The organism is Clostridium sp. CM037 (assembly GCF_055081095.1).
The window spans coordinates 1,852,816-1,865,506 of record NZ_CM143650.1; the positions used below are offsets into that span (position 1 = coordinate 1,852,816).

General features: G+C 27.0%; 24 protein-coding genes. All 24 read left to right on the plus strand.

Annotation, left to right across the window (positions count from 1 at the left end; all coding sequences use genetic code 11):
* Positions 1-1,179: 1,179 nt before the first annotated feature.
* A complete protein-coding gene (locus tag ACWJKP_RS08825) occupies positions 1,180-1,602 on the plus strand; it encodes a hypothetical protein (protein WP_462961538.1) in 423 nt (140 codons plus the stop codon).
* A gap of 102 nt (positions 1,603-1,704) precedes the next feature.
* Complete coding sequence (locus ACWJKP_RS08830; RefSeq protein ID WP_462961539.1) at positions 1,705-2,007, plus strand: hypothetical protein; 303 nt, start codon at positions 1,705-1,707, stop codon at positions 2,005-2,007.
* Between the two features lie 99 nt (positions 2,008-2,106).
* Positions 2,107-2,379: a hypothetical protein gene (locus ACWJKP_RS08835; RefSeq protein ID WP_462961540.1), complete on the plus strand. Its 273-nt coding sequence runs from the start codon at positions 2,107-2,109 to the stop codon at positions 2,377-2,379.
* Positions 2,373-2,600 (plus strand): hypothetical protein, encoded by a 228-nt coding sequence (locus ACWJKP_RS08840; protein WP_462961541.1) that lies wholly within the window; start codon positions 2,373-2,375, stop codon positions 2,598-2,600. The genes ACWJKP_RS08835 and ACWJKP_RS08840 overlap by 7 nt, the downstream gene beginning before the upstream one ends.
* A 50-nt stretch (positions 2,601-2,650) precedes the next feature.
* A complete protein-coding gene (locus ACWJKP_RS08845) occupies positions 2,651-2,968 on the plus strand; it encodes a hypothetical protein (RefSeq protein WP_462961542.1) in 318 nt (105 codons plus the stop codon).
* An 83-nt stretch (positions 2,969-3,051) separates the two neighbouring features.
* Positions 3,052-3,411, plus strand: a complete 360-nt coding sequence (locus ACWJKP_RS08850; RefSeq protein ID WP_462961543.1) for a hypothetical protein — start codon at positions 3,052-3,054, stop codon at positions 3,409-3,411.
* A gap of 1 nt (position 3,412) precedes the next feature.
* The gene (locus tag ACWJKP_RS08855) at positions 3,413-3,613 is read left to right on the plus strand and encodes a hypothetical protein (RefSeq protein WP_462961544.1); all 201 of its coding nucleotides are present in this window, start codon (positions 3,413-3,415) and stop codon (positions 3,611-3,613) included.
* A gap of 74 nt (positions 3,614-3,687) precedes the next feature.
* Positions 3,688-4,209: an antirestriction protein ArdA gene (locus tag ACWJKP_RS08860; protein WP_462961545.1), complete on the plus strand. Its 522-nt coding sequence runs from the start codon at positions 3,688-3,690 to the stop codon at positions 4,207-4,209.
* 108 nt (positions 4,210-4,317) lie between these two features.
* Positions 4,318-4,536 carry a hypothetical protein gene (locus ACWJKP_RS08865; protein ID WP_462961546.1) on the plus strand — a complete coding sequence of 73 codons (219 nt, stop codon included), beginning with the start codon at positions 4,318-4,320 and terminating at the stop codon, positions 4,534-4,536.
* A gap of 47 nt (positions 4,537-4,583) precedes the next feature.
* On the plus strand, positions 4,584-5,096 hold the full coding sequence (locus ACWJKP_RS08870; RefSeq protein WP_462961547.1) for a hypothetical protein: 513 nt from the start codon (positions 4,584-4,586) through the stop codon (positions 5,094-5,096).
* 48 nt (positions 5,097-5,144) lie between these two features.
* Positions 5,145-5,411: a hypothetical protein gene (locus tag ACWJKP_RS08875; protein ID WP_462961548.1), complete on the plus strand. Its 267-nt coding sequence runs from the start codon at positions 5,145-5,147 to the stop codon at positions 5,409-5,411.
* A gap of 30 nt (positions 5,412-5,441) precedes the next feature.
* Positions 5,442-5,633, plus strand: a complete 192-nt coding sequence (locus ACWJKP_RS08880) for a hypothetical protein (protein WP_462961549.1) — start codon at positions 5,442-5,444, stop codon at positions 5,631-5,633.
* 60 nt (positions 5,634-5,693) lie between these two features.
* Positions 5,694-5,981, plus strand: a complete 288-nt coding sequence (locus tag ACWJKP_RS08885) for a hypothetical protein (RefSeq protein ID WP_462961550.1) — start codon at positions 5,694-5,696, stop codon at positions 5,979-5,981.
* Positions 5,982-6,178: 197 nt separating this feature from the next.
* Positions 6,179-6,352, plus strand: coding sequence for a hypothetical protein (locus ACWJKP_RS08890; protein ID WP_462961551.1), 174 nt, complete (start codon positions 6,179-6,181; stop codon positions 6,350-6,352).
* Positions 6,353-6,520: 168 nt separating this feature from the next.
* Positions 6,521-6,790 (plus strand): hypothetical protein, encoded by a 270-nt coding sequence (locus ACWJKP_RS08895; RefSeq protein WP_462961552.1) that lies wholly within the window; start codon positions 6,521-6,523, stop codon positions 6,788-6,790.
* Between the two features lie 370 nt (positions 6,791-7,160).
* Positions 7,161-7,496, plus strand: a complete 336-nt coding sequence (locus ACWJKP_RS08900) for a hypothetical protein (protein ID WP_462961553.1) — start codon at positions 7,161-7,163, stop codon at positions 7,494-7,496.
* A gap of 38 nt (positions 7,497-7,534) precedes the next feature.
* Positions 7,535-7,669, plus strand: a complete 135-nt coding sequence (locus tag ACWJKP_RS08905; RefSeq protein ID WP_462961554.1) for a hypothetical protein — start codon at positions 7,535-7,537, stop codon at positions 7,667-7,669.
* A gap of 57 nt (positions 7,670-7,726) precedes the next feature.
* On the plus strand, positions 7,727-7,948 hold the full coding sequence (locus ACWJKP_RS08910) for a hypothetical protein (protein WP_462961555.1): 222 nt from the start codon (positions 7,727-7,729) through the stop codon (positions 7,946-7,948).
* A 106-nt stretch (positions 7,949-8,054) separates the two neighbouring features.
* Complete coding sequence (locus ACWJKP_RS08915; RefSeq protein ID WP_462961556.1) at positions 8,055-9,008, plus strand: Rha family transcriptional regulator; 954 nt, start codon at positions 8,055-8,057, stop codon at positions 9,006-9,008.
* 365 nt (positions 9,009-9,373) lie between these two features.
* Positions 9,374-9,595 (plus strand): hypothetical protein, encoded by a 222-nt coding sequence (locus tag ACWJKP_RS08920; protein WP_462961557.1) that lies wholly within the window; start codon positions 9,374-9,376, stop codon positions 9,593-9,595.
* Between the two features lie 20 nt (positions 9,596-9,615).
* On the plus strand, positions 9,616-9,948 hold the full coding sequence (locus tag ACWJKP_RS08925; protein WP_462961558.1) for a hypothetical protein: 333 nt from the start codon (positions 9,616-9,618) through the stop codon (positions 9,946-9,948).
* A gap of 250 nt (positions 9,949-10,198) precedes the next feature.
* The gene (locus tag ACWJKP_RS08930; protein WP_462961559.1) at positions 10,199-11,083 is read left to right on the plus strand and encodes a tyrosine-type recombinase/integrase; all 885 of its coding nucleotides are present in this window, start codon (positions 10,199-10,201) and stop codon (positions 11,081-11,083) included.
* A gap of 70 nt (positions 11,084-11,153) precedes the next feature.
* On the plus strand, positions 11,154-11,696 hold the full coding sequence (locus tag ACWJKP_RS08935; RefSeq protein WP_462961560.1) for a hypothetical protein: 543 nt from the start codon (positions 11,154-11,156) through the stop codon (positions 11,694-11,696).
* Between the two features lie 24 nt (positions 11,697-11,720).
* Positions 11,721-12,662: a hypothetical protein gene (locus ACWJKP_RS08940; RefSeq protein ID WP_462961561.1), complete on the plus strand. Its 942-nt coding sequence runs from the start codon at positions 11,721-11,723 to the stop codon at positions 12,660-12,662.
* Positions 12,663-12,691: the final 29 nt, after the last annotated feature.

Here is a 12,691-nt window from a genome sequence, read left to right on the forward strand (position 1 = left end):
GGACACTAAAAACGTGAGCATATAATATATAATAACACTATACATAATAACACTACCATCATATCATTATAACCTTCTATAACCTTCTATAACGCACATAACCCTATAAGCCTTACAATTATACAATACACATATAACATACACTAAACACGCTAATATAACAATATAACACTATTACTATTAAACAATACTATTATAATAAATGACAAATAAACAATAATGATATACTATGATATACTTAGCATTAACGAGTATATTGTATATACTTTACTCTAATCTCTTTATATGACCTTATATACGGCTTAACAATTAAACAATAATGTTATATACTATGTTTATAGCAAGTCACCGACACAAACTTAAATAAATAACTTGCTTAACTAATAAACAATAATATAACTTAAAAGCAGATTTTAGTCTAACTAACGTATCACTCGTTATTCTGTATATTACATTGTATATTCTTTACAACGTAACAAAACGTATAACTTGTTTAGAGTTTAGGCAATGATAAATTGAATATAAACAAATACTTTAAACACATAACATAGAGCGAACAACTTGCCATGACGTGAAATAAGTTTAAAGTAGAACAAATAAAACAATTCAATCAAATATTAATATTATGTTATCCTATAACATTTAATATTAATATCGTGACTCTTTAGTCACAAATAAATAATAATAATGATTTAAAAAATAAATAATAAAAGTGATGAATATTGTACAATAACAAAATATCTTACAAAATAATATCTTATTAAAAATACTGTTTACAGTATAATATATAAAATATTTGAGTTATAAGGATATTACTAAAAACAATATTAAAATTGTAATTTATTACTTGTCATCACTTTTATATAATTGTTTTTAGTAAATTTAATAATACTTATTTATATAGTAAGTATTTAGAATTTATTAAGGATGTGTATAGATGCATAAAATATTGTATTACGTTACTTTAAGCGATTGATTAATGAGGAGGCACACACATGATACACGACACAAGTTGATACTTACATTTAAAACTAAACAAAATTTTAGGAGGAACAAAAATGATTATATTAAATGATAGTTGATAAAAGCATATCGTAAATTGATGTGCTTTTATAATTCTAAAATGAGACTATAAAAATTATAGTTTGATTTTAAAATTAAATAAAGGATGTGCTAATAATGAAAAATTCAACAAAATTTGTATGTGAGTTAACACAATACGAACAAAAACAAATATGGGAACAAATATTATTAATATGTGGAGATGATAAAGAACAAATAGAATTAAGCAAAACTGAGGCTATGTGTGATAGAGTCTGTAATATTAGTGGATATCAAGAAGACTTGATAAACATTGAAAATATTATACCTAGTATATTAAAAGATATCTGCAATGATTGGGAATATGATTTTAAAGGTGACTTACTAGAGGACTTGGAGCAAATACTTGAGCAACATGGAACTATTAAAAACTATGTAGAATATTTAATAAATGAATGCTTTCCAGTTTGGATTGAAGAATCTAAAATAGAATGTAAAGAGAATACAGAACTTTACAAAGAATATCAATTAAGATTTAAAAATATAGTAAATGAATTATAAAAACAATGTTTTGTTAAATGTTTTTAGGATATACAATTAAACAATAATATTGTATATCTCATAAAGCTTTTAAGCTAAAATTTAAAAGGATGTGTTTTTATCATGTGTAAAATAAATTTATCAAAGAATAAAAAATTAACTGGAAATACTGCGACTTTACCATTATCAAATAGTAGTTCTCTATCAATCTTAATTAATGATAGTGGAGACGGTTTACAATATCAATATAATTATGGTGAAGAAATTCAACCTATATTAGAATCAGAAATTGAGTATATAGAAGATACTGAGGACGTTACTGGTTACGCAAACGATGAAGACGGACTGTTTCAACCATCATTTAAAACTGAAGGTGGCACTATATATTTTATAAGTGAGTTCTTAAGAGACAATTACGGTATGTAATTAATTATTGTTAGAGCATACAAACATATAATAATATTGTATTCTCTATAGAGTAATTATTTATACTCTAAAAAACTTTAAAAGGATGTGTTATAAATTATGAGTCAATCTTTATTAATCAAAGGAACTTATAAGAATAATAAAACTAATTCAATAGGGTGCTTTAACTCTAAAAATAATAGAAATTTCAATAAAAAAGAGGTTAACCACATTTTTACTATGTATGATAAATATTTTATAAATAACTTGAGTAAGTTTAAGAGCATAGAGGTATTTGGATATATAGAAGGTAAACAGATATTAAAAAGAAAAATAGATGTAATTAATCCACTTATTATAAATGCTTTAATTAAAGAGGTAACAACATGTTAAAAGAATTTAAATACAGTTTAACTATGACTAATAGAAATGGCTATACCATTAAAAAAGAAGCTAATACTATTGAGTCATTGAAAAATTTTGCTAGGTTCTATCCTTTAGAAGTATTTTTCGTATGGATATATGACAAGAAAAATGATGATATGGTGTGTCAAAATATCTACGGAGAAAGGTTTAAAAAATGTAATAATGAAACTTTCGTTCCTTATTTTTAATTAAAAATGTATAAAATTGATTTAATGCTAATAAAAGGTAGGTGTATTAAGTGACAAATATTGAGATAAAAAATCAGATTCTAGCCATGACTAAGAGAAAAGAAAATTTTCAAATTAGGGTTACATTGTGGCACGGTGACGGTATGGAAATCGAAGGGGATGCAATTTATAACGAGGTTAATATCTTTACATCTGAGGGTGATTTATTAGACGTATATAGTTATGGTTTAGATGGCATGTATTTGAAATTAGATGCACTGGAGGATAACGAGGAGAATATGAGAATAATTAAAGCGGAACAAAAGAAAACATATAATTATTTAATAAAGCATTTTAACGATGTAATTATGGAAGAATGCTTTATATAAAGAGGTTTTAAGCATAGAGCGTTAAGAGGGTTAAGCCTCTTAGGTAGTAATTTAATTACTAATATAAAAGGTAGGTGCAGTAAATGTTAAAAGTGTTTTATTTAAAAGATGGATATAAAGACCCAATGTTTAGAAAATCAGAATATATTGAATTAGTTGTCGATGGGTTAGGTGGTACTGGTATTATAGTTAAACCTAGAGGATATACGAGCGACATTTTAAATGATTATATTATAAGCCATAAAATTAAAGAAGCAACTGGAGATTTTGACACATACAAGACTTATATATTGCCAACGATACAAAGGGTTAAGACGTTTCTAAGTGTGTTTAATTGTAAAGTGTTATATACTAATGAAACATGTAAAATAACTGAGGAAGAGGCTATTGAGTTATTATATGATAATTGTATAAACGGACATTATAAAAGTGAGGTGATATAAAATGATTTATAAAAGTATCACTATTGAAATGACTATAGATAAAGAGAAAGAACATTATTTTATTAAATATGATAGTATAAACGGACAACACGAACTTAAAACGTTATATCCAAAAGAAATAATAAAAAATATCTGTGAGGCTCATAATTTTAGTAATACTAAATATTTAGAAATAATAAAATTTTTTAAACCCTTACTCTAATATAAAAGTATTCTTTTAATGCATAATTTTAGTTTGACAAGTAAACAATAATGTTATAAAGGTGGTTATTAATAATGATAAAAATATATTTAACAAACTTAGGAAAATACAATGAAGGTTCTTTGATTGGTGAATGGCTTGAACTACCTTGCAGTAATGAAGAGCTAGAAGAATGTAAAACTAGAATAGGTATTAATGCACACTACGAAGAGTATTTTATTACAGCCAATGAGACGGATATTGAAGGCTTAGAAATAGGAGAATATGAGAATATAGAAAAATTAAACGAACTTGCAGAAGCTTATGATAACGTTGAAGAATACGACAAATTAACAGTGTCGTCTATTTTAGAATGGGGATATTACGGCAGTGGCATGGATGCAATTAGAGAGGCTATAGAACACGTTGATGACTTTAGGCTCAACACAGAGATAAACAACGATGAAGAATATGGAGACTATATTCTTGAAGAGGGTTTAATGGGAGAAATTCCAGAAAATATTGTAATGTATATTGATAGTGAAAGACTGGGGAGAGACTCATATATAAACGGTGACAATTATTATTCTATTAATGGGTTAATAGAAAGATGCTAAGACTGTAATTTAAATGTTTTAACTAGCACATTAACAATTAAACAATAATATTAGTGTGCTATGTAAAGCAATATTAAATTGCTAAGATTAAAAGAGGATGTGTTAATAATGAGTAAAAATATTAAATTGACTACATGGGGAAATGAAAAGAAAGAGATTATATTTTCAATAAGTAGAGACTTTTTTAATAAAGAAATTAAAAATAATGGATGGAGTAATAAAAAAGAATTCATGAGTGAATATACTTATGACGACACTTTACCAATATATAACAAAGCTAAAGAATTCAATCTAATCATCAAAGAAGAGTTTGCCTACACGTTTTAGCAGTAATTTAAAACAATTATTTTATAAGAATATTGGAGGGTGTAAAAATGGAATTAAATAATTTAAGTTTTAATAAAAATCAATTAGCACAAAAATCATTTAAAAATAATAATGGTGACAATACAATAATAAAATTGTGTGGAGCAGATTTTAAAATAGCGAATCCTAATATTAATAGTGGTAGCATTTATAGTAACTGTAAAGAAATAAATGGGATAGATTTCAGAATAATAGATAACTTTGATATTGAAATTTTGGAAAGTATGGAAAATGATTTAGAATATTTAAAACATCTGATAATCAATAGAAAACTCGAATTATTAAAGCCAGATATTATTACAGAATTAGAAACAACAGAAATAAAAGAAGGAAATAAAAAAGCATACTGTATTACTATAAAACAATATATTAAATATACTGATATTTATGGTGACGAGAAAAGATTGAATAGTAGCGAAATAAAAATATTAGAACAATTTAAATTTTCAAATACAAAACCATATCAAGAGGAAATTCAAAGTAAAATACAAGAAATGAAAATTAAATATAATATTATATAAAATAATGATTTTAAAAGATAATAAAAATTAAGAAAGAAGGTTTTATCAATGATAACAAAATTTAATTCTTTAATGGATATAAAAGTAGATGAAAAAACAATAAATATGGAGAGTATAGGAGAAGCAAAAGAGATAGGTTTAAATTTTGAAATAGAATTGAATAGTATAAGCGATAAGAGAGTAGATTTTAAAATTAATTATATAAAGAATAAGAAAGAAAACAGGACGTACAAAAGTAACAAATTTACTAAAAAATATTCAAATTGGGTTAGCTATGTATTATGGGAAGCATTTAAAGAGGGAATAATCGTATAAAAATCTAATTTTATAAGGGGAGTTGTAACCATGAAAAAAATATGGGGAATATGTTCCGGTACAAGAAATTCAAATATATACGCAGAATATGGAGAAGAACTACTTACTTGTAAGTATAAAATAATTTACGATAATAAACCAGGTATGTATATTAAAGATGGAAAGAAAATTGTATGGTTAGCTAAGGGACAAGAAAGTGAAGTGTTAAAAATAATATCATAAAGTATAATTAAACAATAATGTAACGTACTAATTAAATAATGAAGAGGAGCTATAAAAAAAATGAAAAATTTATTAAACTTAGTAACAGAGACGTTAAGAGGATTAAATTTGTCAATAGAAGAGTTAAACAATACTAATAGTATTTATAAAGTCGGCACAATTAGAGTATTCCAAGAATTTAAAAATACGTCAAGCTACGAGATTGAGGCATGGGCAAATACGATTGCTAAGAAATTAGAAGCTTGCAGCTATATAGATAAAAATTGCACTGCTGATTTTAGAATAACTAACGATGGAAATGAAAAATGGAATACTGGTAATTTATATATTTGGACGAAAAGAGTATAATCAAACAATAATGTCACATACTATTAATATACAATTAAACAATAATGTATTAATAGTATTCGGCGATATGCAATACATTTTACAAGCAATATGGCTTGTATATAGCATTTAAAGATTGAATAGGTATAATTGGTCAAGTCAATTTTAAATGCTATATAGAGGGCATAAACCTTCAATAAAAAGGATGGTGTAATAATATGTATAATTACAAAGGTATGAAAAAAATCACTTATAAAGAGGTTTTAAAGCTATATGATGCAAATAAATGTATTTGGTTGCTGCATTCAGACGATACAGAATATTTACCAGAGACTAGAGAGGATGTAGTGGAACATAATAATAATTGTGAAGAGTTCGGAATCGAAATATAATCTTATAAAACTAGACATTTAAAAGATATTAGGTATATGGTAAAATATAAATAAAAAGGAGATTTTAAAAATGAAATAAATCACGTCTTTAATTAAATTCTTTAAGCCTCATTGGGGATGTAGCTTTGTATTAAAGGCTACAAAAAATTGAGAAGGATGTGTTTTAAAATGGAAAATATAGAAAAGGATATAATAATTTCACTAACAAGAGACGGAGGAGCTTTATATCATTGTAAAGTTGTATTTAAGAACCAGAGATATGCAAAGCAAGGGAAGAGAATCCAATATTTCAATGGTGAAAGCGTTTATAGCGGTACTATAAAAAACGTTGAAGAAAATGGAGAATATTTCAGTATTATAAACTCTACAGATACTTTTTACAATAATAAAATGATTCATATATCTCAAATTTGCGAATTGGTTGAACTTGATTATTAAGAGGGATTATTGTTCCCTTAAGATAACAATTAAACAATGATATTACGGTTATACAAGACTTATTAACTGTTAGAGGATATAACACTAGGGCAATACTACAAACACGTCCTAGAGCGTTATATCTTGCTTAGAATTAGTAACAACAAATAAACAATACTAGGAGGTGAATGAAGATGAGTTTAAATTTTAAGGGATCTATTAAAGAATTTAAGAAATATGTTGAGGCTATGCAAATTGTTTTCGGTCAAGGTGCTAAAGTTAAAGATGTTTTAAGAAAAATAAATAATTGAAGAGTTGAGCCATGTTTAAGATTTTCAACAAGTCTGAGTTCACCAGTAAGAAAAAATAATATAAGAAAGAGGTTTTAATAATGAAAAAGTTTATAAATAAAGTTACGGAAATTGCAGAAAATTTAGATTGGAATGTGAGTGTTGATAGAAACGAATTTACATTCTCTAAATCTTCACCAGCAGGTCAGGGTTTTAGTTTTAGTGAGTATGGTAAAGATTTAGAGGAATTAATAGAGAATGTTAAATCATATTGTGATGGTTATGACTGTTCTGAAGAAACTTATTTATGGTTAGATAATTTTGGACATGGTAGGGATGGAGCACCATATGATATGAAAGATCTATATGAGGATATGAAAGAATGTTTAGAAATGACAAAAGAATTGAAAAATGAATTAGAATCTATATTAGTATAAAAGATTAGTTTCATATTGAAGAAAGAGGTGTATTAATAATGAAAAAAAGAATATGTTCAAGATGCAGAAATGAAGTTACTAAATCAGAGCTTGATGAATATGCTTATAGCTGCGAAGAATGTGACGAAGATTTATACATGTTCGAAACTGAATTGATTGAAGTTGAAGAATAAAAATATAACATTATATAAAAGACTGGTTTAATAAGCATAAATAATGTATCAAAGGATGTGATTCTTACGACTAAAGAGCAACAGAAAGAGATTATAGAAAATTTATGTAATATCTTAAAGATATCTATGTTAAATAATTTAGAATTATTCCCTGAAGACTGGGATGACATGGAGTTTAGACAATACATTAATGATAAAGCTGTAAGGCTCAATCCTATCAAAATGACACGTACTAGAATGTGGAATTATAAAGACTATGTAGAAAAATACAGAATATAGTATTTGAATATTGAAAGTGATACGCAAGAAATAAACAATAATGTTGCGTATCGTTTTGAGTAGTCAATATTGCTACTGCAAAAAAGAAAGGGGATGTAACTAACAAATGGGAAAGAATGCTAAAATTTTAATGAAAGATGATTCCATGCTATGGGAGAATGTTTTGACTCAATTAACTGCATGGGAGTTAGTATTAAGAGATAAAGGTTTAAAAGAGGTAACGGCAGCTAGAAAGGTTCAAGATGTTGGATTATTCTTCTTGTATATTCAAGAACAAAGAACAGTTAAGAGAATAGTCTCATGGGAGAATCTACAAGACGCAGTTTTTGAGTATGTGAGAGATGGTTATTTCAGTATAGATAATCTTGAGAATTTAGGTACTGTAGGTTATAGACGAAGTATATTCAATAATATCAAAGATGGTTTTAATTATGTATATAGAGAAACGGGCCATCCGTTACTTAAAGAATTAGAGAAAGAGCAAATTGAATTATTAGAAAGTATTAGCCAAAATAGATTTTTTAGATGCACGAGCATGAGAAACGTTGAGAATCTTAATAAGAGCATCCAAATACAGTTAATAAAATCATTAGGCATAAAAGTATATTTTGATGAAGAAAATAAGCCTTATGCTTTAAGCCATGAACTTGCAGAATTGATAGGGAAAGAACATAAAGGAATAACAAGAGATATAAGAAAATTATTAATTAAAACACAGCTGCACAATTTTGTGCCACTGTCAAAGCTTGATATATCAATGGTTGAAGATACTTATGAATATATAAAGAATCATGGAGCAAAAGAACAAGCTATAACTTATAGGCTGCACAAAGACTTATTACTACTTTATGTTTTAGGATTGACTGGTTCTAATATAGTTTTATTTAAAATGGAATATATTGATGCATTTAATTATATTGAAGAGGAATACGAGAAGTCAGTCAAGAAGTATACAGAACTTAAAGAAGCTTTTTATAAAATGTACAATGATGTATTAAAGAGAAATAGAGAATTATTTATGGAGATTAGAAGGTTGAAAGAAAGCAATATAAAAGTATAATTTTAAAATAGTAGTTGAAGCTGAAATAATACTTCAAGGTAGTTTTATAATCTTTTCTACTTATAAAGAAAGATGTTTATTGTGTTGATTCAAGCGTATTACTTAAGCCTAATGCTATATAGGCTCAACTTGAGTACGTTTGGTTGACCACAATAAGTAGCGCTTAGTTCAAGTGCTATGATGGTTAAAAAATATTTCTTATAATATAACACTTGCCACAGACCTGGCGGTTCTATTTCAAGAATGTTACATCATAAGAAATATAAAGAAATTTGTCGTAACATAAATTTGAAATTTAACCAATTCCAGTAGTATAATAATCGTACGAACAGACGTTCGAGATACTATGGAAGAGGGTTAAAGATATGTTAACAGTTTATATGTTCAGTTGTGAAACGATGTGCTTAGATTTATTAGATAGTGGAGTTAAAGAAGAAAAGATTGAGGGAATAGTAGATAATATAATAGGAAGTTTAGAATTATCTAAAGTAATATCAGTCAATGAGAGTTATATTGTAGGAAATATTACAGCGTCAATATTGGAAGAAAAATATGGGATAAGATGTGCTGCGATGGAATTAATTTAAATGAGAAAGGAATGATAATAATGAGAGAATTGAAAGAAATGGACAAAAAAGAAGTGGAGAAATTATGCAGAGAGTATAATTTCTCATGGGATATTATCGGGGAATATGTACGGATACACAGTTATAAATGTTCATGGTACGTGCTTAATTTAGAACATGAGGGAAGACCTATAAAGTTATTACATCAAAACTTCTTTGGTAGTTCAGGGTTCCATGTTCAAGGCAAGCATAAGAATATATACAAAATATTTAAGGCAATACATAGTCATGATCTTCTAGCTGGATATAGATATATAGACAGACCAGCGAATAGAATAAATAATACATGTAAACAATTAGGACTATGTATATAACTAAAGGATAATATGTCGAACAAGTAATTAAACAATAATGTATATAAAATTATAAAATAGATATAATATAAATAAGGAATAACGTAGGAGGAGATTATCATCGAAGATCATCCAATAATGTTCTTTTTTTTAATAATAGTATGGATATTCTACGCAGTATATTATTTAATAAAAGTAATAGTGATGCTGCTAATAGCAGTTCATAAATATATAGGAAAGAAAATTAAAGAAAGAAAGCAGGCGAGCAGTAATGTTAATAGATGACTACAAAGAGTATTTGTTTTCAGTTGAAGGAAAATCAGAAGGAACAATAGAACAATACTATAGTAGCGTAAAGTTATTTATGCAATATATAAAAAGTAATAAATTTTCTATAACAAGAGACTCTATAAAAAAAATCAAAGTATCAGATATTTATGATTTTTTAGGTAGTCTTAAAGAAACAAATAGTAATAGCTCAAGGAGGAATAAAGTATCTGCTTTGAAAAGTTTCTTTGAATACTGTAAAGACTTAAAGTTAATAAAAAATAATATTATAGTAGGGATTAAGAAACTTCCCAAGAAGGCAAAGAGGCTTCCTAATTATTTTACATTAGAACAGTGTAAGGTACTATTAAACAATATAAGTGGAAGAAATGTAATAAGAGATCGTGCGGTAATTTCTCTGTTTATTAGTACAGGGTTAAGACTAGAGGAATTGTGCAATTTAAATGTAGAATGTATAAACAGTGAACTATTAACAGTCATCGGAAAAGGTGATAAAGAAAGGCCAGTATATCTAAGTAAGGATATAGTGAAGATATTAAAAGAGTATCTCACGAAAAGACCAGAGGTTGATACAAATGCTTTATTTATTAGTGAACGGAATAATCGTATTGGTAAAAGTGCAGTACAGAATTTGTGCAGAAATGCAATAAAAAATGCAGGGTTAAATTCAGAAGGCAAAAGCGACATGCTCGTGCATATATTAAGGCATACAGCAGCTACTCTTATGTATGAAGATGGAGTTGACATAAGAAGTATACAGAAGATATTAGGGCATGAGGATATCGCTACAACTCAAATTTACGTACATGGAGGAGAGCAAAGATTAAAGGACGCAGCAAATAATAGTTCTTTAGGATCAATATTGTAAAAATTTGAGATTATTATTGACAAAAGAACAATAATAAGATAAAATAGAATAAATGAGAGGTGCATAAAAAATGGAAAAAAAAATAGAATTACTAAAAGATTTGATTAAGATAAGCGATTTAGATCCACAACCAAAACTGAATATAATAATTCAGACTTTGCAAAAGACGGATGACGTAATGAAAGCAAGGGCTCTTAGTGAAAAAATTATTGCTGGAGAGTTTAGTAACTTAGAAGATACTGCGATAGAGAATTTAATTGAAGCATTCTCAAGAATAGAGACAAAAGTAGTCGACAACAAAAGAATAATAGATAATGATGAAGATGAGGGCAAAGACAATCGAACACAAAATTTAGAATATGAATTAAGAGAAATGAAATTAAAATATGAGGCATTAGAATACAGCTCAAATAAGCAGTTAGAAGAATCAGAGAATAGAAACAAAGAACTGATCTTAAAGCTTTCAATAACAAATAATTTGGAATTAATCGAAGTATCTGATGATAGCATAAATGAATTATATATAGAATATTTGCAAAGTGGAAAGACTACTATCAAAGAAGCTTTTATAATTGACAATATTATCCCGAAGACTTATTACAAAATAAAATAAAATACTTTAACTGGAGGTAGAAAGATGTTGACTCATAAATATTCAAAACTTTTCTTAGAAATATACGATATAGATGGGAATAAGGGTAAAATTTTAAAAGACATAACAGAAACAGAAAATGAATCTGACATGCAATTATTGGATTGGGAAGATGTTCAGATAGCATTGTTTTTAAAGAAAGCTGGTTCTGTTTCTCCACAAAGTTTGAACAAAAGAATGACAGTATTAAGAAAATTTGCTAATTTTATTTGCAAAAAAGAAAAATTGCCAAAAAGAGAATATATGGCAGGAGAAGCAATATATATGCAGCTAATAGATAAAGAACAACTGTCTACCGTAACACTTGATTATAAACAGTTTTTATGTATTAAGAATCAATTAGCTATTAAAGATGGTGGAATGGATGTTAATCTACGAGATAAAGTTATTTTCGAACTAGCATGGTCTGGATTAACAAACGAGGAAATTAGATCTATTAAAGAAGAAAATATAGAATTCACAAAAACAAAAAATGATTGGGAAATTGCAATATTAAACTTAGAAAATAAAATTATCAGAATAGAAGATGCAGACATTACTAAAGATATTAAAAAATGTTTAAAAGAAACCTATTGTATCCGTACAGCTAAAGATGGGAGAACAAAGAAAACTTTTTATAGGGATTCAAACTACCTAATTAAACCAATTAATGTGGGAAGAACCTCAGAAAAAATGTATTTAGAGAATCCCCATCTAGCATTACAACGTGTTTTAAAAACTGGCGAGATTATTTGTGATGGAATAAATGTAGAAGAACTAACTCTTGCAGACATTAGAAGAAGTAGGTTAATCTATTTATTAGATCCGAAAAATGAAGAATTCTTTGATTTTAAAACAATAGCAGGATTATATAATTTAAAAAGAACAGATGCTTTGAAATGGTACAGAGAGATTGCGATAGAAAAATATGGGACAATAGAAGAATAATGACGAGAATAAAAGCCAAGTAATATTAT